The organism is Janthinobacterium svalbardense (assembly GCF_002327145.1).
Lineage (GTDB): Bacteria > Pseudomonadota > Gammaproteobacteria > Burkholderiales > Burkholderiaceae_D > Janthinobacterium > Janthinobacterium tructae.
Window position 1 is genome coordinate 3,047,524 of record NZ_CP023422.1, and the last position, 24,610, is coordinate 3,072,133.

Below are 24,610 nucleotides of genomic sequence, written 5' to 3' on the forward strand. Positions count from 1 at the left end.
ATGGCATAGATAAGCAGGGTCAGACAATATCGCATCGTATTTTCCTGCCGATTTTTTTGCTCAGCAATTCCTGCGCTTCAATCGCGATATTCCAGCCGTGGCGTTTCAGGATCCGCGCGCCTTCTGCATACGACATGATCGATTGCGTCAGGTCTTCCGGCGAGGTGCCGTTGACGTGGCAAACGATGGGCTCGTCGAGCGTGCCGTCCGGCTTGAAATAGCGTACCGTTTCTTCGAACTCCGTGTACGAGTATTCGTCGGGCATGCCCACGCAATGCCCGAATTCATGCGCATACGTGGTCAGTGCCGTTGCCAGCGACACGTTCATCACGTCGCCGGTAACGTTTTCGCGGTCATAGCGCTTGTGGATCTGCAGCGTGTAATGCTGATTCTCGTCGACCCAGAGGACGCGGAAAATCACGGGCAACACTTTTTGTCCGCATTGCGGATCATTGATTTCAAGCCGGAACTTGTTGTTCCAGTTGCCTTCGATGCCGGCCGTCGCGTTTTTCTTCGCCAGCGCCACCACGTTGGCGCGCTGCTTGACGCGCAGCGCCGCCGATTCCGTGCCCTTGTCGCTCTCTTCCAGCGCCTGTCCTGCGGCGTCGAGTACCGTGATGGCCTTGAAACGCACTTCCACCACCACCGGACCGTCCGATTTTGATGGCACATATAGCTTGAACCAGATCTTGTCCTTGTATTTGTGCGGCGTGCCGTCGTGCTGGTAAGGCTGCGCATAGCGGCCATACGAGGGACAGGCGATTTCCTTTTCGTAGTCCTCGATCCAGCAGGCCGGCAGCTTGACCAGCACTTCCTTGCGGCGCTTGTTGTCCACCGGCGTAGTGCTGGAGTCGCCTGCCGGCTTGTATTTCGGTTCCGGCGGGGTGCTGGCCCGGGCTGCCGGCTGCCCTGGCGAACCTGGCACCGGCGTCGGCGCTGAAGAGGGGGCGGATGCCGGTGCCGATGCCGAACCCTGGCCGACTACAGTTTTCAGCAGCTCGATCACCAGCGCCTCGGCGGCGGCTGCTGCAATCACATGCGTCAAGCCCTTTTCGTCGGTCATGCCGCTCTCATAGCTGCCATCTTCGCGCTTGATGCGGTAAGGCTGGCGCGGCATCGGTTCGCCGGTATCGCGGTCGCGCAGCACGAAGCCTTCGTCGAACAGCTTGATACGCGTGTCCGGCAGCGCCGGCAACGCGCCCGCCGCGCTGGCGCCGCCGTTGAACATATGCTGGCCGCCCTTGACCGTGAAATTGCCGGGACACGTAAACGTGATATTGCCGCCTTCAAGCGTGATCGACGATTGCCCGGCCTGCAGCATGATCTTCTGATTGGCCTTGATATCGATGCTGTCGTTGACGGAGATCACGGTAATGGCCTTGTCGGCCAGGATTTCCAGTTGCCCCGTATGCGCCTGCAGCGATACGGGACCGTTGGCGGCAATCGCCTGGATGCCGCCGGCGTGGGTAAACAGCCCCTGTGCGCTGGCCGACACGGACGAATAGGTGTGGCCGGCCGTCATGTGCAAGTCCGATTGCGTCGTCCATTGCAGCTGTTGGGCGGCAAATAGTACGGTCGAGCCTGGCGTGGCCCAGTTGATGCTGGCAGGCGCTTCCATCAGTACCAGCGGCTGGCCGAATTTTTCCACCGGCTGGTCGGCGGCCAGCTTGCGCTCGCCTGCGCTGGCCTTCAGCGCCTCCTGCCCGCCCACGCTGGCCCGGTATTTGCCATCCTGCTGGGGATCGATCTGCTTGATCAGGTCCAGCTGGGCCTGTTTGGTATCCTGGCTGAACAGGGCGCTTTGTTGCTGCGCGGCCTCGGCCAACGACTTGTTCAGTTCGGCCGCGCCTTTCAGCTGGCCCAACGCTTCCGTGGTGTCGAGCTGGGTGGATGCAACGCTTGCGCCAGTCTGCGCGCGGGCGGTGGTCGAGATGAGCACGCCTTCGCCGCCGCGCAGCACGGTCCAGGCATCGGTGCGCAGCTCGAAGCCGCTGCCGCGATAACTGCCGCGCTGGGCCGTGTTGGCGCCTTGCTGTACCAGGTAACCGAGGTTCAGCTGCGTCGCCGCGCTGCTCGTCGCCAGGCGGGTGCGCAACTGGCCCGGCGTATCGTCGATGACCCACTGGTTATAGCCGCCGCCATCGAAATTGTGGCTGTGGATGCCGGATATGACGCCGGCGTGATTGACGTCGGAACCTACGCCGGCCGTATAGGGTGGCGTGTCGCTGCCGGTATAGAGCTGGGCCACTACCAGCGGACGGTCCATGTCGCCTTCGATGAAGTCGAGCAGCACTTCGGTGCCGATGCGTGGCGTAAATTGCGAACCCCAGTTCGGGCCGGCCAATGCTTCGGCCACACGCACCCAGGTGCCTGACGCTTCATTGCCGGGCGCGTTGCCCTGTTGATCCGTGTTGTGCGCCATGCCGCCCGGATTGGCGGCGCCGCCGCGTTGCCAGGCGAACTGGATGCGTACCTGATGATCGCGCACGGTGGTCGCCACGCTGTCGGGCAGGCCGACCACCAGCGCCGTTTGCGGCCCCAGCGCGCTGTTGGCCTGGCGCCCGGCGGTGGCGGGCGGCACGATGGCCACGCTGGTCCGCGCGCAGGCAAAGGTATTGCGGTAGGTGCCGGCCTCGAGCTGGCCATCGAGCAGGCTGGCGACGTCGCTCAGGCTGGCCACTGTCGACAGTTTCGACAGTAGCGTCGTCAGTGTGCCGCCGGCCGGTCCCAGGTTGTTGCGTGCCTCGTGCTCGACCCATAGCACGGTAAACTGGTTGGCGCCATCGGCATAGTGTTCGTGCTGCAGCAGGTTAAAGGCGTGGCCGGCCGCCATGCGCCGCACCGCGCCACCGCCCGTGAATTGCTTGTTCTCCAGTTCCAGCGCCTGCAGCATGCGCAGGCCGTGCGGATCGGCCGCCGTGCTGTCGGCATAGCGCCGTTCGCCGGAGCCATCGTACAGAGGCAAGGGCGGCAGCTCGCCCGCCTGCAGGCTCGAGCTGTGTTCGGCGGCCGGCGCCGCCAGTTGCTGCGGGTCCCAACTGCTGATGCCGACCGCGTTGGGCCGCACCTGGCGCCGCGCGCTGAAGCTGTCGATGGCGTCATCGGTATCGCTGGCGCGCACGCCGTGAAAGCGCAGGCCAGCCATGCCTGGCGTCGGCGGGGCGACTGCCTTGCTGTCGAAAATCACCAGCTTGTGCTTGGCCTGCTGTGCGTTCTGTTGTTCTCCTTCTTGCGTCGCGCCATCCTCCTGCTCGTGCTCGAAGCGCCAGCTCAGGCCTTCGAAGGCGAGTACGCGGGTCAGGAAGGCCAGGTCGCTTTCGCGGTATTGGGTCCAGACGGGGCGAGGCGCCAGTTCCTGGCTGACATCGAATTCGAAACGGACCTGCGGATAGTCACCGAGCAGCTCCGTGATGAGGTCGCGCGCGTTCTTGTCCTGGAAGATATAGCTGTCGCGGCGCAAGCCCAGCAAGGCCAGGGCGGGTTCGAGGCGCAAGCGGTAGCGCGTCACGCCGCCATCGGCGCCGGCAAAGGCGCAGTCGGTGCACAGTCCGTGCCAAGCGCGCCAACTGCCGTCGGGCTGCAGCAGCTTGAGCGTGATTTCTTCCCCGAGAAAGCTGGCAAGGTCCAGGCCCGCCGCCGTGCTCAAGGCATCGACCTCGAAACGGAACAGCTCGTTGACCGCCTCGCGGCCCGTCATCCGCTCGGCCATCAGCGATTCGGGCAGGTTCGATGCCTGCGCCGTGGCCAGCGTGATCAGCCGCGCATGCTGCGACAGGCCGGTGCCGAACACCCCCAAGGCAGCTTCTGTCGTTGCCAGGCCGCTCATTACGGCAACGTGATGGTCAGGTTGGCCGTGCGCGGCGCCAGCTTGACGATATCGCTGTAGGCGTTCATCTGCTTTTCGGTGTTTTTGGCCAGCATGGTGCGCAGGCCCAGGTAACCCAGTGCGCAGATCAACGCGAATACCGAGCACAGCACCCACAGCGGCACGTCGTTGCGCAACTTGTGCGCAATCTGATCGGGGCGTTCCGCATGTGGCGCAAAGCCGGCTTTCTTGCCCTTCATCTGGGCGATCTCGTCACCCAGGCGGGCCGTCAGATAGGCCAGTTTCTCCGAGCCTTCGAGGATGTACCGACCCTGGAAGCCGAGCAGCAGGCACATGTGGAACACTTCCAGCGCCTGCAGGTGGGCGCTGCCGCGCGCGCGCAGCGCTTCGAGACGGATGAAGAAGTTCTCGCCGGCCAGCTGGTCGCCGAACAGCACCAGTTGCAGCGGGCGGCGCGCCCAGTCGTCGCGGATGGCGTACGGCGAGCGCAGGATGATTTCGTCGACAGCCGCGCAAAATGCATACTTGGCGGCATCGATATCATCGGCCGAAGCCGCATGTTTTTTTGCCGCGTGCCCAAACTCGTCGAGAAACTGCGTCATCTTTCTGATGAAGTCGGCATTGTCTTGCGGGCCGCTGCCGTTCTTCAGCATGAACAGCGCATAGAAACCGTCGTACATCAGATCCGTCAGCGTGTGTTCGGTGCCCGGGCCGGCCGGTACGCTCGATGCGTAAGCGGCGGAGCCGCCGGACATCAGGGAGGGGGCGTTTGCATTCATCGTTTATCTTCAGGAAGTGATGGCGACAAGTTCAAGTTTCAGATCCCGCATGCCGGATGGGACGTAGATCGAGATCGACTGGGCCTGCAGCATGCGATCGTACATCTGGCCCTTCGCTTCGATGGTGAAGTAATACGTATCGGGCCGCACCGGCACGGCGGCCGGCACTTGCGGCGTGTGCTGCAGGCGCACGCCGGGCAGGGCTGACAGCACGAATTTTTCCACATCGTCGGGCGCGCCGATCTTGAAGCGCAGCGGCACCACGTCCACCAGTTCCACGCCCGGCAGGTCGGCCGAGACGCCCAGGTAAAACGCGGTCTTGTCGTCGATCTTGCCCGAATCGAGCTTGCCGTGATGGTAAGACGGCTTGACTTCGGTCAACGCGATGGCGAAATATTTTGAAGAGATCACCGTGTCGAGCAGTTCGCGGATGATCGCGTGCAAGCGCGCGAACGATGGTCCCGGATCGGTGTGCTGGTAGGCCGGCAGGTCGGCCAGCGCATGGGTTTTCGAAAACGTCATCAGCGCGCCGGCCAGGGCCAGCAGCGCTTCGTACAGGCGCTCCGGGTGCAGCGCCGGATGATGGAAATAATGACTGAGCGAGGCGAAGGCCGAACTGGCCGTGTGCAGCAGCCAGAACGAGGACATGTCGCCGGAGCGAAATTCGATCACATTCTTGCTCGGCTCGCGGTGGTGGCCGTACAGGGCGTTTACCTTTGCCTGCAGCGCATCGATCAGGCGGCGCAGTTGCAGAAACAGCAGCGGGGCGCTGCGGATCGACAGGCTCGGCGGCACGAACGACGGGTCCGGCTCGAAGCCGCCGGTCGACAGGCGCCGCAGGCGCAGCAAGGGAAAATTCACGTAGGAATCGCGCGGTTCCGATTCGGCCACCAGGCGCAGCGATTTTTGCAGATAGGCCAGTTCGGCCTGCGCTGCATGGGTGTACAGGTCGGGCGTTTCCAGGTTGGACTGACCGTAGCGCGCTGCGCTGTTGGGCTGGTCGGGCGCGGCAAAGTTGCCGCCGAAATGCTTGAATGCGGGCAGGGCGGCATAAAACGTGACGGTTTGCTGTGATTGCAGCAGCTTGCTCAGGTCCAGGGCCTCGGGCAATTCATCGGCGCCGGGAGCGTTGTAGATTTCGCCGTCCTGGAACACCAGCGACAGTTCCAGCAGCCGCAGGGTGTTATTGCTCAGCGCATCGCGGTCGAGCTGCAGGTGGTTGACACCCCACGCGTAGGGATGCAGCGCCTTGATGCTTTCGTGCAGGCGATGTTCATGGTACTGGTCTTGCTGCTGGAAGTGCTGGGGGCGCAGAAACAGGCCTTCACCCCATAACAATTTGCTTGTAATGCTCATCGATTGCCCTTTTTCCCGAGGAAGTAAAAGCGCGGAGAACGCTGCCGCTCCCGGGCTCTTTTGCAGCGCGATCGGCAACTTGCCGGAGCGGCCGATCATTCAATCTTTGCAATAAGAAATTATGTGCTTTTTTCGCAACTGCAACAACATTAACATTATCTGGAAGAAAGGTGCGTACGGTACGTTTCCCGCATGGCGACTGGCTTTGCGGACGATTGAAAAGTGAGTTTTCGCGTATTTTCTATTGAACGGAGTCAATATTAAATCCGTGTTAATCTCGAAAAAATAAGAATTTGGCAACTATAAATTGCAAGTTTTTTAATGACCGCGTCATCTTTTTTTGAGGGAAATCAGACCATGTCTCGCCAATTCACATTCCATTTTTTTGCCGCGGTTGCCTGCGCATTGACGCTCAGTGCCTGTAGCACCGCACCTGCGGTCAAGCCGCCGCCGCCGCCGCCCTCGCTCGACGAGCTGATGGCAAAGGCGACCCAGGCAACAAGTTCGGGCAACAACGAAGCGGCCATGGGTTTGTGGAAACAAGCCGCTGTCGAATTTCCAGCCGATAAGAATCCATGGGCTCGCATGGCGCAAACCCGCTATGAGGCGGGCCAGTACGGCGACGCCATCATCAATGCCCAGGAAGTGCTGGTGCGCGACCCCGCCGACAAGCTGGCCAACAGCGTCATTGCGATCAGCGGATTGCGCCTGTCGACACGTGCATTGGCCGACCTGAGCCGCCAGAACAATCTGTCCGGCCCGCTGCGCACCGAATCGCAGGATCTGGCCAAGCTGTTACGCGAAAGCCTGGGCGAAACCGTACTGGTACCAACGCCGGCCGCAGCGCAGGCGCGCGGCGACAAGCCGCCAGTGCGTTCGCAGCGCAAGGGACAGAGCAAGACTGCCGACAGCAGTGCCAATCCCTTCGATGGCTTGAAGTGAAACTGAGGCAGTAAGGCGATCTACCAGGGGCATCGCGGATGCCGCCCATTACTCGTGAAGGGATGTGTCATGTCAAAAAAAGAAAGTGTTCAAAAACGCCTGCAAAAGGTCCGGCCGCCACGCGTGCAGATGACGTATGACGTGGAAATCGGCGATGCGATTGAAAACAAGGAACTGCCCTTCGTGATGGGCGTCGTGGGCGACTTCGGCGGCAATTCCGAAGTCGAGCAAAAACGGCTGAAGGACCGTAAGTTCATCGGCATTGACCGCGACAATTTCGACGAGGTGCTCAAGGGTGTCGAGCCGCGCGCCGCGTTTGGCGTAGCCAACGAGCTCAGCAATGAAGGCGGCCAGATGCGCGTCGACCTGCGCTTCAAGTCGCTCAATGACTTCCGCCCCGAGGCGGTGGTGGAACAGGTGGCGCCGCTGCGCCGTCTGCTCGACGCGCGCACCAAGTTGGCCGACCTGCGCAACAAGCTGGCCGGCAACGACAAACTGGAAGATATCCTCAACGATGTGCTCAACAGCACGGAAAAGCTGGCCCAGCTGGAACAGCAATCCACCGCCAAGAAAGACTGATCCCATGTCCGCTCAACTGACCCCCGCGTCCGGCGCCGCCGCGACCACCGATATCGGCTTGCTCGACCAAATCGTCGAACAAAGCAAGGTTGCCAAATCCAGCGTCGAGCATGCACGCGCCAAGGACCTGATTTCAGAACTGGTCAGCCAGGTAATGGAAGGCACCGTGGTGGTGTCGGACAACCTGGCGGCCACTATCGATGCGCGCGTTGCCGAGCTGGACAGGCTCATTTCGCGCCAGCTCAGCGTCATCATGCATGCGCCCGAATTCCAGAAGCTGGAAAGCAGCTGGACCGGTCTGCATCACCTGGTTGACAACACGCCCACCGGCACCAACCTGAAGATCAAGCTGCTCAACGCCACCAAGCGCGAGCTGGTGCGCGATTTCCAGAGCGCGCTGGAGTTCGACCAGTCGACCATGTTCAAGAAAGTGTATGAAGAAGAGTTCGGCACTTTCGGCGGCGCTCCATTCGGCGCGCTGCTGGGCGATTTCGAATTTACGCGCCAGCCCGAAGACATGTATTTCCTCGAACAGATGTCGCATGTGGCCGCTGCAGCCCACGCGCCCTTCATTTCGGCCGCATCGCCCGAGCTGTTCGGCCTCGAAAGCTATGCCGACCTCGGCAAGCCGCGCGACCTGGCCAAGGTGTTCGACACGGTCGAATACGCGAAGTGGAAGTCGTTCCGCGAATCGGAAGATGCGCGCTACGTCGGCCTCACGCTGCCGCGCTACCTGGGGCGGCTGCCGTTCAACCCGGCCGACGGCGCCACCGTCGACGGCTTCAACTTCGTCGAGGATGTCGATGGCACCGACCACCAGAAATACCTGTGGTGCAATGCCGCCTATGCCTTCGGCGCCAGGCTGACGGCGGCCTTCGACGACTACGGCTGGTGCGCGGCGATTCGCGGCGTGGAAGGCGGCGGCCTGGTCGAAGATTTGCCGACCCATACATTCAAGACCGACGAAGGCGAAGTGGCGCTGAAATGCCCGACCGAGATTGCGATTACCGACCGGCGCGAAAAAGAGCTGAGCGACCTCGGCTTCATTTCGCTGGTGCATTGCAAAAACACCGATTACGCGGCGTTCTTCGGCGCCCAGTCGGCGCAGAAGGCCAAGAAGTACAACACCGATTCCGCGAATGCGAATGCGGTGCTGTCGTCGCAGCTGCAATACATCTTTGCCGTTTCGCGCATCGCCCATTACATGAAGGCGATGATGCGCGACAAGATCGGCAGCTTTGCCGCCGCGTCCAACGTCGAAGATTTCCTCAACCGCTGGCTTATGCAATACGTGCTGCTCGACGATAACGCCAGCCAGGAGCAAAAGGCCCAGTTTCCACTGCGCGAAGCATCGGTGCAGGTGTCGGAAGTGCCTGGCCGTCCGGGCGTCTACCGCGCCATTTCCTTCCTGCGTCCCCATTTCCAGCTCGATGAGCTGTCCGTTTCACTCCGTTTGGTCGCGGAGCTGCCGCAATCGACCAAATCCTGATTTTTTCATAAACAACCGAAAGGAATGACATGGCAATCGACGTTTACTTGCAAATTGATGGTATCAAAGGCGAATCCACCGACACCTCCCACAAAGATTGGATCGAATGCAAGTCGGTTCAGTGGGAAGTGCTGCAGCCGAAGTCCGCCACCGCCTCGACCGGCGGCGGCCATACGGCTGAACGTACCGAGCACAAGGATATCGTGGTCGCCAAGCTGGCCGACCTCGCCACGCCGCTGCTGCTGCAAAATTGCTCATCCGGTAAAACGATCCCGAAAGCCAAGTTCGAATTCCTGCGCGCTGACGGCCAGGGCGAGCGCATCAAGTACTTCGAGATCGAGCTGGAAAACGTGCTGATCAGCAGCGTGGCGCCGTCCGTCGCGGCTGGCGACATCCTCGGCGAAAACGTGTCGATCAAGTATTCCAAGGTCAAGTGGAAATACACGCAGCAAAAAGTCGGTGGCGGCTCCGGCGGCAATACCTCTGGCGGTTGGGATCTGTCGGCCAACAAGACGATTTGATCGACAACGGCCCTTGCCGGATGAGGCCGTTCCGGCTAGCCGCCGACGGTGACTCCGGCTTGTGCCTGCGTGACTGATTCTGCTGAGTCAAAGGGCCGCCGCAGGCCGCCCTTTTGTTCCTTCCTACTGCCAACGACAGGATACCGATGAAGGGTTTTACGCCGGGATTGTTCGACCGCCTGATGGACACGCCTGTCCAGGGCGCTTCCACTAGCACCGTCTCGCGCTTGTCGCTGGAAGATTTGAAAGACACCGTGGCGCGCGACTTGGAGGCGCTGCTCAACACGCGCACCGTGATACCGGAAGCGCTGCTGAAAAAATTTCCCGAATGCGGCCGCTCGATTGTCACCTACGGCCTCAATGATTTCGCCGGCCTGAGCTTGTCGAGTTCCGACGACCGCGCGTATATCTGCCAGTGCCTGGAAAAAGCCATCGCGCGCCATGAGCCGCGCCTGCGCAGCGTGCGCGCTTCGCTGGAAATCCAGGAAGGCTCGATCAACCGTCTCAATTTCGCCATCACGGCGCTATTGGTGGTGCACTCGGCCCAGGAACCCGTCAACTTCGACGCCATCCTGCAGCCGTCAAGCTTGCATTACACGATCAGCAAGGCGCGCCGTACGGCGCAAGGAGCCTGAACTTGGAAGACTTATTGCCGTATTACGAACGTGAACTGGGTTTCCTGCGCCGCTATTCGCGCGAGTTTTCCGAACGCTACCCCAAGATTGCGGGACGACTGCTGATCGGCGGCGAAGTCTGCGAAGACCCGCATATCGAGCGCATGATCCAGTCCTTCGCGCTGCTCAATTCGCGCATTTCGAAACGCCTCGATGACGATTACCCGGAATTCACCGAAGCGCTGTTCGAGGTACTGTATCCGCATTACCTGCGGCCGTTTCCTTCGTGCTCGATCGCGCGCCTCGACTACAGCGGCGCGGCGGCGCAGCTGACGGCCGCCACCGAGATTGCGCGCGGCACCGAACTGGCGACACGCCCCGTGAAGGGTGTCGCGTGCACCTTCCGCACCGCGTATCCGGTCACCGTGGCGCCGCTGGCGCTGACGCATGCGGCGTTTGCCGCCATCATCGACGCGCCCGAGCAGGTGCAACTGCCGCCAAACGCCACCTCCAGCGTCAGCATCGTCATCGAAGCGACCGCCGATCAGATCAGTCTGGCGCAACTGGGTGTCCAAAAGCTGCGCGTGTTCATCGACGGCGAGCCTTCGTTTTGCGCTGCGCTGCGCGACGCGCTGTTCATGCGCACTCTCAAGGCCTATGTGGAAGCGGACGACAGCGGACGCTGGAGCGCGCTGGCGCAGATCCCTGTCAGCACCGCCGGCTATGCCGAGGACGATGCGCTGATCCCGTTTTCGGCCCGGTCGCATCCGGCCTACCGGCTGCTGACCGAATACTTCTGCTTTCCCGAAAAATTCAATTTTTTCGACATCGACTTGGCCGCGCTGTGTGCGCCGCTGCCGTCCGGTTGCCGGCGCATCACCTTGCACCTGGCCCTGGCCGGGCTGCGCACCGATTCGAATACGGCGCGCATGCTGGGCACCATGTCGACGAATAACCTGCTGCTGGGCTGCACGCCGGTGGTCAACCTGTTCCGCCTGCGCGGCGAGCCGATCCGGCTGACGCACACGGCCGCCAGCTATCCGGTGCTCGCCGATGCGCGCCGCGCCTACGCCTTCGAGGTGCAGGCCATCGAGTCGGTCAAGCTGGTGCGCCAGACGCCGCAAGGGGAGTCGATCACCGAATTTCGCCCGTTCTATTCGCTGCGCCACGGCCAGATGCCCGCCAAGGATGGCCATTACTGGGTGATGCGGCGCGATGATGCCATCAGCGAAAAAAGTCCCGGCTACGAGACCGAGATTTCCATCGTCGACATCGATTTCGATCCTGCCGCGATTGAAACCGATACCCTGAGCCTGGAACTGAGTTGTACCAACCGCGACCTGCCAGCGCAGCTTACCTATGGCCTGCGCGGCGGCGACCTGTTCCTGGAAGGCGGATCGAGCGTGCGCAGCATCAACTTCCTGCGCAAGCCGACCGAATCGCACCGCTTCGAGCGGGGTCGCGGCGCGCACTGGCGCCTGATCTCGCACCTGTCGCTGAACCATCTGTCGCTGTCGGGCAGCGGGCTGGAAGCATTCCAGGAAATGCTGACCCTGTATGACTTGCCCCGATCGGCGACCTCGCAACGGCAGATCAGCGGCATTGCGGCGATCGACCACAAGGCGGCCAACGCCTGGCTGCCCGGCAATCCATTCGCCTGCCTGGTGCGCGGCCTCGAAGTGCGGCTGACGCTCGATGAGGAAGCCTTTGTCGGCAGCGGCATCCATGCGTTTGCCCATATCGTCGAGTGTTTTCTCGGCCTGTACGTGCATGCCAACAGTTTCACGCAACTGGTGGTGCTGTCGAAAAAATCGGGAGAGGAGTTGTTGCGATGCAAACCACGCAGCGGCGATTTGAGCCTAGTGTAATCGAGCGCCTGTTCGCCGAGCCTTATCGCTTCCAGTACTTCCAGGCGGTGCGCATGCTTGAACTCTGGCTGGCCCGCAACGGTATGGCGCGCGAGGGCGCGGTGGCCAACTACCTGCGCTTTCAAAATTCGGTGTCGCTCAATTTCGCGCCCAGCCAGCTTGAAGCGGTGCAGGCGGAACCGCGCGAGCTGGGCGCCCTGGCGGCCGACATGCGCGCGCTGGGTGAGGCCGTGCGGTGCGGCGAACTGAAATACGTCCGCATCACGCCTGCCTTCATGGGCTTTCTCGGCGTGGCCGGCGCGCTGCCGGCCCATTACACCGAACGCATCGCCGCGCACCAGCTGTACGAAAAGGACGAAGGACCGCGCGCCTTTCTCGACACTTTTTCCAGCCGCGCGCTGGCGCTGTTCTACGAAGCGTGGCGCAAGTACCGCCTGGAACTCAAATACCAGCTCGATGGCAGGGACAAGTTCCTGCCGCTGCTGCTGTCGCTGGCGGGCCTGGGCCATACGTCGCTGCGCCAGCGCCTGTACGACGATGGCGATGGCGTCCTCGACGAGTCGGTGGGTTTTTTTGCGGCCGCCATGCGGCACCGGCCGCCATCGGCGGTGGCGATCGGCCAGGTATTATCCGCGTATTTCGGCCAGCCCATCAAGGTGACCCAGTTTGTCGGCTGCTGGTACGACGTGCCGCGCGACCAGCAAAGCAGCCTGGGCGGCATGAATGCCATGCTGGGTTCGACCGCGCTGGTCGGCGCGCGCGTCTGGCAGCGCGACTTGCGCATGCGGCTGGTGGTCGGCCCGCTGGCGCGCATCCATTTTGACGCCTTTCTGCCGGGCGGCGCGGCGGCGCGCGCGCTGGAAAAAATGCTCACCATGTTTACTGGCCTGTGCCTCGAATACGAAGTGCAGCTGGTGTTGCGCGCCGACGATGTCCATGGCGTCACGCTGGAGCAGCCGCGCAGCGGCGGGCGGCTGGGCTGGGACAGTTTCCTGATCACAGCCGGCGCCGCGCAGGACCGTGGCGACGTGCGCTATGAACTGCATACGCTGGCATGAATCTTCTTCTCTTTTTTATCCGTTTCCACACAAGGAACTTTGCCCCATGAGCATCAACCTCAAGACGCTGATCAGCAAGCTCAATGACACCAGCCGCACCGCCGCCACCCGCGCCGCCGGCATCTGCGTCGGCCTCGGACAATACGAGGTCGACCTGGAACACCTGTTTCTGGCCCTGCTGGAACAGCCGGCCAGCGATTTTGCGCTGATCGCCCGCCACAGCGGTATCAGCGCCAGCATGCTCGAAGCGGACCTGCAGGCCGAAGTGGCACGCCTGCAGACCGGCAATGCGCGCACCCCCGTGTTTTCGCCCAGGCTGCCGAAGTTGTTTGAAAACGCCTGGCTGATCGCCTCGCTCGATGTGCAGGACGGCCGCCAGTCCAGCATCCGCAGCGCCCATCTGCTGCAGGCGCTGCTGACCGACCCGGAGCTGGTGCAGCTGGCCTACCGCGGCTCGAAGCTGTTCAACAAGTTCAAGCTGGACGACCTGAAGCACAATCTCGACAAGATCACGCAAGGCTCGCAGGAGGCAGCAGGCGCCCCGGCTTCCGATGGCGAGGCCGGGGAGGGCGGCGAGGGAGGCGGAGACCCCGTCGGCGAACTCGAAGGGCGCGCGGCCGCATCGAAAACCCCGGCGCTGGACCAGTTCACCACCAACCTGACGGCGCGCGCGCGCGACGGCAAGGTCGACCCGGTGATCGGCCGAGATGCCGAGATACGCCAGGCGATCGATATCCTGATGCGCCGGCGCCAGAATAATCCCATCCTGACTGGCGAGGCGGGCGTGGGCAAGACGGCCGTGGTCGAAGGGCTGGCGCTGCGCATCGCGCAGGACGACGTGCCCGATGTGTTGAAGGGCGTCGAGATCCATACGCTGGACATGGGCCTGCTGCAGGCCGGCGCCAGCGTCAAGGGCGAGTTCGAGAACCGCCTGAAAAACGTCATCGACGAAGTCAAGAAAAGCCCGCACGCCATCATCCTGTTCATCGACGAAGCGCACACCATGATCGGTGCCGGCGGCACGGCCGGCCAGAACGATGCAGCCAACCTGCTCAAACCGGCCTTGGCGCGCGGCGAGCTGCGCACGATCGCCGCCACCACCTGGGGCGAGTACAAGAAATATTTTGAAAAGGACGCCGCGCTGGCGCGCCGCTTCCAGGTCGTCAAGATCGAGGAGCCGAGCGAGGAACTGGCCTGCGCCATGTTGCGCGGCATGGCGCCGCTGATGGAAAAGCATTTCAATGTGCGCATCTACGACGAAGCCATCACCGAAGCGGTACGGCTGTCGCATCGTTACATCATGGGCCGCCAGCTGCCCGACAAGGCCATCAGCGTGCTCGATACCGCCTGCGCCAAGGTGGCGCTGGGCCAGAACGCGACGCCGGCCCTGCTGGAAAACCTGGTCAAAAAGCTCGACCGCATCGACGCCGAAGTCGCGACGCTCGAGCGCGAGGAAAAGAGCGGCGGGAACCACCCGGTGCGCCTGAAGGACTTGCGTGCGCAGCGCAGCACCGCCGCCAGCGAGCATGCGGCGCTGGCCGCGCGCTGGGAAAACGAAAAGACACTGACCGGGAAGGTCAGGGCGGCGCGCCAGGAGCTGGAAAGCGCCGACGCAGGCCAGGCAGGCACGAAAGCGGACGCCAGCCAGGTCGGCGACCTGCAGGCCTTGCTGAAGGACTTGCGCGCGCTGCAGGGCGAAACGCCGATGGTGCCGGTGCAGGTGGACGGCCACGTGGTGGCGGAAATCGTCGCTGGCTGGACCGGCATCCCGCTGGGCAAAATGGTCAAGGATGAAATCCGCACAGTGCTCAAACTGAAGGACATGCTGGAAGAGCGCGTGCTGGGCCAGTCGCATGCGATCGAGGCGGTGGCGCAGCGCGTGCGCACCTCGCGCGCCAACCTGGACGACCCGAACAAGCCGAAGGGCGTGTTCCTGTTCGTCGGCCCGTCCGGCGTAGGCAAAACGGAAACGGCGCTGGCGCTGGCCGACGTGCTGTATGGCGGCGAACGCAAGCTGATCACCATCAACATGAGCGAATACCAGGAAGCGCACAGCGTGTCGGGCCTGAAAGGCTCGCCGCCAGGCTATGTCGGCTACGGCGAAGGCGGGGTGCTGACCGAGGCGGTGCGGCGCAATCCGTACAGCGTGGTGCTGCTCGACGAAGTGGAAAAAGCCCACCCGGACGTGCTCGAACTGTTCTTCCAGGTCTTCGACAAGGGCGTGATGGAAGATGCGGAAGGGCGCGAGATCGACTTTAAAAATACCATCATCATCCTGACCTCGAACGTCGGTTCGAGCATCCTGATGCAGGCCTGCCTGAATGTGGCGGCGCCAGACCTGCCGACGCCGGAACAGCTGGAGGAAAAGATCCGCCCGCAACTGGTGAAGACCTTCAAGCCGGCCTTCCTGGGGCGCTTGAAAGTGATCCCGTTCTATCCGATCTCGGACGATGTGCTGGTCAATATCATCGGCCTGAAACTGGGCAAGATCGCCCAGCGCATCGCGGCCAATCACAAGGCCGAATTCAGCCACGACGAGGCGCTGGTCGAGGCCGTGCTGGCGCGCTGCACCGAAGTCGATTCGGGCGCGCGCAATGTTGACAATATCCTCAACGGCACCGTGCTGCCCGAGATCGCCGAGTCGGTACTGGCCAAAATGGCCGAAGGCGCCGCGATCACGAAAATCAAGGTCAGCGCCAGCAAGCAGGGGCAGTTCAAGTACACGATCAAGTAAGCATGCGCACTCGAAGCAACATGGCTGCGTCGGCAGGAGCAGCGTCACTCAAGGGAATTGAAATGGACATGCATGGCTAATCCGGAGCAGGGAACAGACAATCTGTTTGCAGGGATCGGACAGCACGCCCGGCTGCTCAAGCTGGACACGCCGCTGGGCGCCGACGCCTTGCTGGCGCAGCGCGTCCATGCGGTCGACCGCGTGAGCCAGGGATACGACTATGTCGTCGATCTGCTGTCGCTCGACGATGCGCTGGAACTCAAGCAGCTGATCGCTCAGGAAGTGACCTTGTGGGTATTGCAGGCCGACGCCAGCTACAGCCCCATTCACGGTTATGTGCATACGGCCAGGAAGCTGGGCAGCGATGGGCAACTGTCGGCCTACCAGATCGCTTTTGCCAGCTGCCTGCATTTCCTCAAGTTCCGCAAGGATGCGCGCATCTGGCAGAACAAGGGCGCCGACGACATTATCGCCGACGTGCTGGGCGCACATCCGCAATGCCAAGGCAAGTTCAGGTTCGACCTGAACCAGGCGGTGCGCCAGCGCTCGTATTGCACGCAGTACGAGACGGACTGGCAATTCGTCATGCGCATGCTGGAAAGCGAAGGCTGGTACGGCTATGTCGAACAGGCGGGCGATGGCAGCGGTCACCAGTGGATCATTACCGATTCGGTGCAATCGCTCAAGCCGCTGCAGCCCGAGCAGATTGCCTTTCACCGCGCCGATACCACCGATGAACTGAACAAGATCGTCCAGTGGGGGGGCGCCCGCACGCTGTCGAACAGCCAGCTGGCGACCCGCACCTACGACTACAAAGCGCCGCGCAGCAATCACCAGAGCGCCGTGCAGATATTGCCCGGGCACGGCAGTATTCCGTCGCAGCTCGAGGTCTACGAATATACGGGCGCCTACAGCAGCGCCGACACCGAGCACGGCGCGGAACAAGCGCGCATCCGGGTGCAGGAGTGGGAATCGCGCATCAAGCGGTTTTTTGGCTCCTCGGGCGTGCGCAGGCTGCCGGTGGGGTGCTGGTTTACGCTGCTCGACCATCCGGCCCACGCCGAAGAGGCGGCCGAAGAGCGCCAGTTCATCGTGCTGGGCGTGGAATGGGCGATCGAAAACAACCTGCCGCTCTCAAGCATGCAACAGGATTTTTCGGGCAGCCTGAAAGGCCGGCTGCTGCAGTTCAAGGAAGAGGCGGGCTTGAACCGCGCCGACCTCACCCCGCCCGGCGTTGGCGATGAGCGCACCGGCCACTGCTTCAACCGCTTCGAAGTGCAGCGCCGCAGCGTGGAATACCGCAGTGCCTTCGTGCACGCCAAGCCGGCCATGCATCCGCAAACGGCCACCGTGGTCGGCCCGGCCGGCGAGGAAATCCATACCGATACGCTGAACCGCGTGAAGGTGCGCTTTCACTGGGACCGCCTCAATCCCGGCGATGAAAAGGCCTCGTGCTGGGTGCGCGTCAGCTATCCGAATGCCGGCGAGGGATATGGCGCCGTGCATGTGCCGCGCGTCGGTCAGGAAGTGATCATCACCTTCCTCGACGGCGACGTTGACCGGCCCATCATCACAGGCCGCATTTACAACGGCGAGCAAGCGCCGCAGTGGCATACCGATGGGCGCGTGTCGGGCTACAAATCGAAAGAATACAAGGGCGCCGGCTTCAATCAGCTGGTGATGGACGATAACACCGAGCAGAACCGGGTGCAGCTGTACAGCAGCAATACCCATGCGCAGCTCAACCTGGGCTATCTGGTGGGGCAGCAGGGCAATCAGCGCGACGGCTTTTTCGGTTCCGGCTTCGCCCTCAATTCGGATGCGTATGGCGCCATCACCACGCAAAAGGGACTGTACATCAGCACTTATGGCCGGCCCGGCGGGCGCGGCTCCCAGCTCGACGTGCGCGAGGCATACGATCAGCTGACGCAGGCGCACGAGCTGGCGCAAAACCTGTCGGACGTGGCGGAAAAGTCCAGCGCCGAGGCGCTGCCGGGCCAGCAGGCGTTCCAGCAATTCATTGACGCGACCCAGGCGCAATACGACGGCGCCGGCCAGCAGGGCGCCAACCGCTTCGCCGAGCCGGTGCTGCTGGCGGCGTCGCCGGCAGGCATAGGCCTCGCCACGCCGAAGAGCACGCACCTGCACAGCGGCGAGCAGGTCACCATGTCTTCGGGCGAGGATACCAACCTTGCCGTCGGCAAGAGCCTGATCGCCAGCGTCAAGGAGAAGATCAGCCTGTTTGCCTACAACGCGGGCATCAAGCTGTTCGCCGCGAAAGGAAAGGTGGAGATCCAGGCCCACGGCGGCGACATCGACATCATCGCCGAAAAAGTATTGCGCCTGCTGTCAGCGACCGACCGCATCGAAATTTTCGCCAAGAAGGAGATCATTATCGGCGCCGATGGCTCGGCCATCAGGATCAACGGCGCGGGCATTACGGACATGACGAGCGGTCAGCGCATCAGCCATAACGCCGACTTCTCCATGCCCGGGCCCAAGACCATGCCGTATGCGCTGCCGGTGCTGCCCAAGGAAGTCTGCCTGGAATGCCTGAAAAAACGCGCAAAACAGCGTACCGCCTTCGTCAACAAAGGATCGCAACGATGACATTTTCATTGCTGGAATACATAAAGGATAGAACATCATGAGGCACGACAAACGAGATCTGCCCGGCAAGTCATTACAGCCACTGCTGTCAGGCCGGCGCAGTGTGCTGGGCTTGATAGGCCTGGGTTTGATGATGCCGCTTGCGGCTTTCGGACAAAAAAATAAGACCACGAAAAAGGCGGCCGCAGCGAGTGGGGCAATACGGCAGCAGGAAGTCTGCAAGGAATGCCTGCAAAAGCGCGCAAAACAGCGCTCCGCCTTCGTCAACACAGGACCTCAACGATGAAATTTTTACCTCTGGATAAGGCTACCTTCGAAGCAAACCTGGCAAGTGCGCTCGACAATCGTGAACTGAGCTGTTATGCCATAGTCGACCAGGCGCAGGACGGCACGCTGCTGGCGCGCTTTGAAAAGGAGCAGATCAGCATGCGCAGCAAGTGCCTGCTGCCAGCGGCGCTCGGGTCCGACACGGAAGCGTACGCGCCCCATCTGGTGGCGTTGTCGCCACTGGCTGCCGATATCGAAGCGTGGCCGGATATCGCACAAGGCGCCGCCAGCCATCCCGCCAGCCTTACGCTGCTGGCAAGTACTGATGATTTCGACACGCTGTGGGAAAGCCTGGCGGCGTTTACCGAGATACTGCTGCCGGACGGCACCGACATGATTTTAGCTTTCTGGGACCCGGCCATCCTGGGCACCCTGATGGGACAGAAAAGCGACCTGACTTTGCACGTAGGCGTGCCGGCGCTGACCGTTTCCCAGCGCGAGCGCCTGCTGCAGGGCATACAGGCATGGTGGTACTGGGACCGCGAAGGCCATCCCCAGCAGGTGCTGCCAGGCGAAAATGACAACGGCCTGCCGCCCCACCTTGTGACCTTGCCGCTCAAGCTGGCCCAAGTACAGGTCGACATGCTGGTCGAAGCGGGCATGCCGGACCATCTTTTGTCGATGCTGCAGGAAAACCAGCCGCAGCTGTTGATGGATATTCCACCCGCGCAGCACTACCGCCTCGTGCAAAAACACCTGTTGGCCGCGCGCAAACTGAAGCTGTTCGGCATGCGCGACATTATTAACTATATCTGCGCCGCGCTGATCTACGGCGATAAGCTCCAGACCAACCCGGCCATTGCGTCACTGCTGGCGCAGGTGAAGGCTGGTGATATCAGTTTTGAGGCTGCCATGGACCAGTTTCCATGAGTATCTGGAAGCAGGGGCGAACGAAGGAAGGTCGGCGGCTGGCGCTCGGATTGATGGCGTGTGGTTTGCTGCTGCCGCTGGCGGCGTGCAGGCAAGCGGTAAGGAAAGAGATATGGCTGAATGTGGAAGTTATCTCTTATATTGATCATGTCATTACCAACATTTTTTTTAACGGTACGCCTCTGGGTGTGATGAATTGGTATGGTGCTACGGGAACTATTGCTGGTGTCCAGATCCCGTTCGGCGTTCAGACATTGCATTGGGAGTTGGATGGGCCAGAGGGTACTCCGCGCATTGGCGAGGTGGTGACCGCTAAGGGGCCGTTGGTGATTTCTCCGGAACAGATACCGCCAGGAACGCGCTATCTTGGCATACATCTTTACCCCGACGATACGGTCGAGTTCACGTTTGTTGAGGGCCTGCCAAAACAAACAGCCAGAGGCCAAAAAATTCGTTCTGACAGGACGAAATAGTATGGGTGCAGGATGCAGGAACGCGGCAACTCAAAAATTGGCACCTTCACCGCGAAGCAGGCGTCACGTCACCAGGGTGATTGCACTGGGCTGGCAATCTCGCTGGTGGACTGCGGTCATGTCTTGCGGAAAGAAATTGGCTGACGTGGAGATGTTCTCTTACCTAGGCAAGCTGATACATGAAACAGGGCGGTAGGTATCCACGCCTGCAGCCGTGATATCGCTGTGGTGAAAAACGGCACGGGACCGCGTTGAAGTGATAGCTAGCAGCACACTTGGTCACACACACAGAATAAAGGAGAAACATCATGAGAGGCAGCGAACGAGATTTGGCTATTCATAGGTCACGACTATTGCTATCAAGTCGGCGGAGTGCCATCGGCTTGATAGGTTTGGGTTTGATGATGCCGCTTGCGGCTTGTGGACAAGGAAAGAAAAAAATGCAAAAAGAAACAGCGCTGCATGTAGAAGTGTTTTCTTATATTGATCGAATCATTATTGACATTTCTTTTAACAGCACCGGCTTGGGCGTGATGAATAGGTACGGGCGCACGGGCACTATTACCGATGTTTACATTCCATTTGGACTTCAAACATTGCGATGGAGATTGGATGGACCAGAGGGTACTCCGCGCAATGGCGAGGTGGTGACGCCAAAGAACCAACTCGTTATTTCGCCGGAGCAGATATCGCCGGGAACGCGTTATCTCGGTATACATCTTTATCCCGATGATACGGTCGAGCTCACCTTTGCGGATTCCATACCAGAACAAACAGCCAGAGGTCAAAAAATTCTTGCTAACAGGAAGAAATAATATGGCCGAAGGAGATAAAGTGCTTGCAGCTCGGGCATGCAACCGTGATGTGGCCGGCTTAGAACCCAGTGCGAAACAGAATTGCTCGGATACTGTAAATATCAGTATCTACTTTGATGGAACTGGGAATAATAGAGACGCGGATAAAGACCTCCGGCGTTGGTCGAATCCGGCGCGGCTGTGGCAGTCGGCTCAATTTCTTCTGGGCGGTAATTTTCCGAATTACGCTATTTATATCGCTGGGGTTGGGACGCGTTTTAATGGTACAGCGACAGACTGGATGGACGAGAAGCTGAGGAGGGTGGAAGATTCGGAAGCGGCTGGACGTGGGCTTGGTGCTGGCGGAACACGCCGAACCGAATTCGGACAAACGAACGTTGATGAGGGTTTACGCCTCGTCCTTATGCAAAACGCTGCCAAGCTGAACATCCCATTAAAGGCCTATAGAGAAAAGGGGAAGCCGGCCAATATCAATGGTCTCGCTGCCGCGATCGAGGCACATGGTCTGATTACCATCATTAATCTTTCTATCTTTGGTTTTTCACGCGGCGCAGCATTGGCCAGGGCCTTCAGCAACGACATGCTGAAGGCATGCACTACTGGAAAAGATGGCCAGCTGCGTTACAAGGGAGTACCGATACGCTTCAACTTTATGGGATTGTTCGATACGGTTGCCTCGTTTGGCTTGCCAGCGTTGAACGTCGATACGCCCTTTAGTGAAAAGAATCTGGTCGTACCGCATGCCGTCGAGCGTTGCGTACACTATGTGGCGGCGCATGAGTTGCGTTTTTCGTTTCCCGTCGATCTGATCCGGAAGAATGGGGCGCTCAAGTCTGGTTGGACTGAAACAGTGTATCCGGGAGCCCATTCCGATGTTGGGGGAGGGTACGAACCGAAAAACCAGAATATTTTGAATAGCTATGCGCGTATTCCGATGCGCGACATGATGCGCGAGGCAGTAAAGAGCGGTGTACGGTTGGTCGATTATGACGATATCCATAAGTCTAGTAAGGTAATTTTTGAAGAACGTTTTGAGTTTAAGCCTGAGGTTGAAGCGTCTTACAAGCAATACATGGCAGCAATTGGTGCTCCCGCCACCGTGGAACAAGCTGTCACGGCTCACATGAAAGCCCTGTATTCTACTTGGGGAACGATGACCAAGCGAAAAATCAAGACGCCTGACTTGATCGAAGCGGAAGGCAGGAAGGGCGACAGCAAAAAAGGTCATCCCGGCATTGCGCGGGAAGCCGAATTGTTGCTGGACATCGGCAAGGTGAAAGAATTTGCCTTATCGCAATTCCCGCCAAGAGTTTCCTCAGAAACACTGCAGGTAATTGGCAGGACGTACAGTATGGTCATAAGCCCGGAAAAGTGGCGGCTCGATGCCTGGCAAGCGACGGCTTCCGATTCCGTACTCAATTTCATCAAATCCGCGGTGCATGATTCCAAGGCCGGCTTCATGGGCGGCATCGAACCATTCAGCTATTTCCGTCCGCGCGGCATGACAGAATCATCGCGCAATGTGCTGGCGCAAGGCTTGGACTGGCTGGACGATACCGTCACCGCCATCAAGAAGGGCGTGATCAAGGTGTACCACCGGGCCGAGGGCGTGGTAGTGGAAACTTGGGAAGGCGGCAAGCGGGTGGCCACGCATACGTACAAGGTGGGTGAGAAATTTGTCGTCGAGACCGTGCGTGCTGGCGTCACCTATACGGTGGAGGTGTATCAGAGCGGCAAGCAGGTCGTCATCGCTGCCGCAAAGCGCGGCCAGCAGATGGTCATTACGTCGATTGATGTCGTCAAGAAAGAAGTCAGCGACGCCGCCACGGCCGTGCAGAAAAAGGCCGGCGAGGTGGTGGACGCAACCCAGGAGCTGGCGACGCAGGCCGGACGCAAGGTGCAAAGTGGTGTCAACCAGGCCAAGGACATGGCCGTCGAAGCCGGGCGCAAAGTGCAGAGTGGTGCCAGCCAGGCCCAGGACATGGCCACGGAGGCCGCACGCAAGGTACAGAGCGGCGCCAGCAAGGCGGCCAAGGCGATCAGCGACGGCGTCGATGCGCAGGCAAAAGCGATCGAAGATGGCTGGAGTGCCTTCCGGCGCAATCAGCTGGGATTCTGACATGGCACTCGCAATCATCCGGCTCGGCGACAAGACGACCCACGGCGGCGTCGTGGCAAGCGCCTCTCCCGTGCATACCATCCGCGGCATCGGCATCGCCAGGGTGGGCGACATGGTCGCCTGCCCGTTGCCTGGCCATGGCAGCAATCCCATCGTCGAAGGCAGCGCCTTCTTCAGTATCGGCGGGCGCAAGGTGGCGCTGCATGGGCATAAAAGCGCTTGCGGCTGCACACTGATCGCCAGCCTGCCCGTGGCCACGATAGGGTAGGCGCATTATGAGCGATATTTCTTTGCCACAAGCACCGCCGGTACACCGTCCGCGCCGCCGGCTGGTGTTCAGGATCGTTTTGTGGATACTTGTGCTGGCAATTGTCGGCCTTGCCTGGATTGTTCTGCTGGCAAGCGTGGCGCCATCGCGCCTGGATTTGTCAGGCGGACGCGCGATATTGATGCTCTGCGCGCCGCCCGTGCTGCTGGCCTTTTTGGGCTGGACAGGCATGCAATTTCTTGCTGCCCCAGGATCGGTGCCGTCTTTGCCTAAAAGCGCGCCTGCCTCCATGCCAACGCCAGAGGTCGCGCCGGCGCCGCCCATTCCCGTCGTGAGGCTGCGGATCGGCGCCTGGAGTGCGTTGACGCCGCATGGCGCCGTGACCGAAACGGCCGAAGGCAGCAAGGCGCGCAAGCAGGTCTTCAAGCCCGACAAGGCCATCCTGCACCCGTCCGGCTACCCGGCCCATGCGGGTATCGTCGATCCCCTCGATCTCGCTGCGACGGGACATGTCGCCGGCACGCGCCTGCGTGCGCCGCGCGTCATGACCCTGCTCGCCGCCATCCTTGACGACCTGCATGCGCAGCAAGGTAGCCTGGTTCGCCGCGAAGATGGCCCGGTGAGCGTGTACTGGCTGGCGCCCGATGCGATATCCGGCGACGCGGCGCAGGGCGCCATCTTTGCACGGGCATGGCAGCATTCGGCGTGGCGTGACATGCCCTATGTCTTGCAGGCGATGGCTGGCGGCGAGGCCCAACTTTTCACCGTGCTGTCGGCCTTGCAGAACGGCATTGGCCAGCCTGACGTTGCCTGCGCCATCATCGTCGGCGCCGACAGCTTGCTGGACACCGAGGAACTCGCGCCTGCGCTGGCGCTGGGGCAAGTGTTTTCCAGCAGCGCGCCGCAGGGCTTCATTCCCGCCGAAGGCGCGGGCGGCATCGTGCTGTGGAATCCGGACAAGGCGCCGGAGCAGATGTGGGCGAATGCCGCAATACTGGGACCGGTCAGCACCATGCCGGGTGCCGCGACGCACGCCACCATGCGCAGCGTGATGTCCGCCGCGCTCGTGGCGTCGGGCATGGACGCCGCCGATATCGCCCATGTCGTCAGCGACGCCGATCACCGCCCCCAGGCAAGCATGGCAGTGGTGGCCGCCATGCTGGAGGTGCTGGCCGGTCTTGACCCGCTGGAACAGCGGCTGAGTCCCATGGAATCGGCAGGCAGTTTCGGCGCCGCAGCGGATCTGGTCCATCTTGCGCTGGCGGTAGAACTGGCCAGTGAAAAACCGGCGCTGGCGCTCGGCACTACAGGCGGACAGTGCGCTGGCGTCGTGGTAATGCCAGCCTGAGTGGCAAGGGTGCA

Annotated in this window: 20 protein-coding genes; 16 read left to right on the plus strand and 4 right to left on the minus strand. The window is 61.2% G+C overall.

Translation table 11 applies throughout. From position 1 onward, the window contains the following. Positions 1 to 19: 19 nt before the first annotated feature. From CNX70_RS13695 to CNX70_RS28540, 4 genes are all read right to left on the minus strand, one after another. Positions 20 to 3,826: a type VI secretion system Vgr family protein gene (locus CNX70_RS13695; RefSeq protein ID WP_096235126.1), complete on the minus strand. Its 3,807-nt coding sequence runs from the start codon at positions 3,824 to 3,826 to the stop codon at positions 20 to 22. Then, complete coding sequence (icmH, locus tag CNX70_RS13700; protein WP_096235127.1) at positions 3,826 to 4,605, minus strand: type IVB secretion system protein IcmH/DotU; 780 nt, start codon at positions 4,603 to 4,605, stop codon at positions 3,826 to 3,828. The genes CNX70_RS13695 and icmH overlap by 1 nt, the downstream gene beginning before the upstream one ends. Positions 4,606 to 4,614: 9 nt before the next feature. Next, positions 4,615 to 5,961, minus strand: coding sequence for a type VI secretion system baseplate subunit TssK (tssK, locus tag CNX70_RS13705; RefSeq protein WP_096235128.1), 1,347 nt, complete (start codon positions 5,959 to 5,961; stop codon positions 4,615 to 4,617). A gap of 350 nt (positions 5,962 to 6,311) precedes the next feature. After that, a complete protein-coding gene (locus tag CNX70_RS28540; RefSeq protein WP_167389585.1) occupies positions 6,312 to 6,488 on the minus strand; it encodes a hypothetical protein in 177 nt (58 codons plus the stop codon). 58 nt (positions 6,489 to 6,546) lie between these two features. Between CNX70_RS28540 and CNX70_RS13710 the strand changes: the two genes are divergently transcribed. The 16 genes from CNX70_RS13710 (at position 6,547) to CNX70_RS13775 (ending at position 24,596) form a co-directional block, all read left to right on the plus strand. Beyond that, positions 6,547 to 6,903, plus strand: a complete 357-nt coding sequence (locus CNX70_RS13710; protein WP_244199148.1) for a hypothetical protein — start codon at positions 6,547 to 6,549, stop codon at positions 6,901 to 6,903. Between the two features lie 69 nt (positions 6,904 to 6,972). Continuing rightward, the gene (gene tssB, locus CNX70_RS13715) at positions 6,973 to 7,482 is read left to right on the plus strand and encodes a type VI secretion system contractile sheath small subunit (protein WP_096235129.1); all 510 of its coding nucleotides are present in this window, start codon (positions 6,973 to 6,975) and stop codon (positions 7,480 to 7,482) included. A 4-nt stretch (positions 7,483 to 7,486) separates the two neighbouring features. Continuing rightward, the gene (gene tssC / locus CNX70_RS13720; RefSeq protein WP_096235130.1) at positions 7,487 to 8,971 is read left to right on the plus strand and encodes a type VI secretion system contractile sheath large subunit; all 1,485 of its coding nucleotides are present in this window, start codon (positions 7,487 to 7,489) and stop codon (positions 8,969 to 8,971) included. A 29-nt stretch (positions 8,972 to 9,000) separates the two neighbouring features. Next, positions 9,001 to 9,492, plus strand: a complete 492-nt coding sequence (locus CNX70_RS13725; RefSeq protein WP_034752191.1) for an Hcp family type VI secretion system effector — start codon at positions 9,001 to 9,003, stop codon at positions 9,490 to 9,492. A gap of 146 nt (positions 9,493 to 9,638) precedes the next feature. Then, positions 9,639 to 10,127 carry a type VI secretion system baseplate subunit TssE gene (gene tssE, locus CNX70_RS13730; protein ID WP_096235131.1) on the plus strand — a complete coding sequence of 163 codons (489 nt, stop codon included), beginning with the start codon at positions 9,639 to 9,641 and terminating at the stop codon, positions 10,125 to 10,127. A 2-nt stretch (positions 10,128 to 10,129) separates the two neighbouring features. Next, positions 10,130 to 11,974: a type VI secretion system baseplate subunit TssF gene (gene tssF / locus CNX70_RS13735; protein WP_096235132.1), complete on the plus strand. Its 1,845-nt coding sequence runs from the start codon at positions 10,130 to 10,132 to the stop codon at positions 11,972 to 11,974. Continuing rightward, positions 11,938 to 13,032 (plus strand): type VI secretion system baseplate subunit TssG, encoded by a 1,095-nt coding sequence (gene tssG / locus CNX70_RS13740; RefSeq protein ID WP_096238446.1) that lies wholly within the window; start codon positions 11,938 to 11,940, stop codon positions 13,030 to 13,032. The genes tssF and tssG overlap by 37 nt, the downstream gene beginning before the upstream one ends. A gap of 46 nt (positions 13,033 to 13,078) precedes the next feature. Further along, complete coding sequence (gene tssH, locus CNX70_RS13745; protein WP_096235133.1) at positions 13,079 to 15,766, plus strand: type VI secretion system ATPase TssH; 2,688 nt, start codon at positions 13,079 to 13,081, stop codon at positions 15,764 to 15,766. Between the two features lie 72 nt (positions 15,767 to 15,838). After that, positions 15,839 to 18,376 carry a type VI secretion system Vgr family protein gene (locus CNX70_RS13750; protein WP_096235134.1) on the plus strand — a complete coding sequence of 846 codons (2,538 nt, stop codon included), beginning with the start codon at positions 15,839 to 15,841 and terminating at the stop codon, positions 18,374 to 18,376. Positions 18,377 to 18,413: 37 nt separating this feature from the next. Then, entirely contained in the window at positions 18,414 to 18,662 is a 249-nt protein-coding gene (locus CNX70_RS28190; protein ID WP_157751006.1) for a hypothetical protein, read from the plus strand. After that, positions 18,659 to 19,573, plus strand: a complete 915-nt coding sequence (locus CNX70_RS13755; RefSeq protein WP_157751007.1) for a DUF4123 domain-containing protein — start codon at positions 18,659 to 18,661, stop codon at positions 19,571 to 19,573. The genes CNX70_RS28190 and CNX70_RS13755 overlap by 4 nt, the downstream gene beginning before the upstream one ends. After that, positions 19,570 to 20,046 (plus strand): hypothetical protein, encoded by a 477-nt coding sequence (locus tag CNX70_RS13760; protein WP_096235136.1) that lies wholly within the window; start codon positions 19,570 to 19,572, stop codon positions 20,044 to 20,046. The genes CNX70_RS13755 and CNX70_RS13760 overlap by 4 nt, the downstream gene beginning before the upstream one ends. A 308-nt stretch (positions 20,047 to 20,354) precedes the next feature. Then, positions 20,355 to 20,861, plus strand: coding sequence for a hypothetical protein (locus tag CNX70_RS28195; RefSeq protein ID WP_157751008.1), 507 nt, complete (start codon positions 20,355 to 20,357; stop codon positions 20,859 to 20,861). Position 20,862: 1 nt separating this feature from the next. Continuing rightward, complete coding sequence (locus CNX70_RS13765) at positions 20,863 to 22,980, plus strand: phospholipase effector Tle1 domain-containing protein (RefSeq protein ID WP_167389657.1); 2,118 nt, start codon at positions 20,863 to 20,865, stop codon at positions 22,978 to 22,980. A gap of 1 nt (position 22,981) precedes the next feature. Beyond that, positions 22,982 to 23,248 (plus strand): PAAR domain-containing protein, encoded by a 267-nt coding sequence (locus CNX70_RS13770; RefSeq protein ID WP_096235138.1) that lies wholly within the window; start codon positions 22,982 to 22,984, stop codon positions 23,246 to 23,248. Between the two features lie 289 nt (positions 23,249 to 23,537). Then, on the plus strand, positions 23,538 to 24,596 hold the full coding sequence (locus tag CNX70_RS13775) for a hypothetical protein (RefSeq protein WP_157751009.1): 1,059 nt from the start codon (positions 23,538 to 23,540) through the stop codon (positions 24,594 to 24,596). The last annotated feature ends 14 nt before the right edge of the window (positions 24,597 to 24,610 follow it).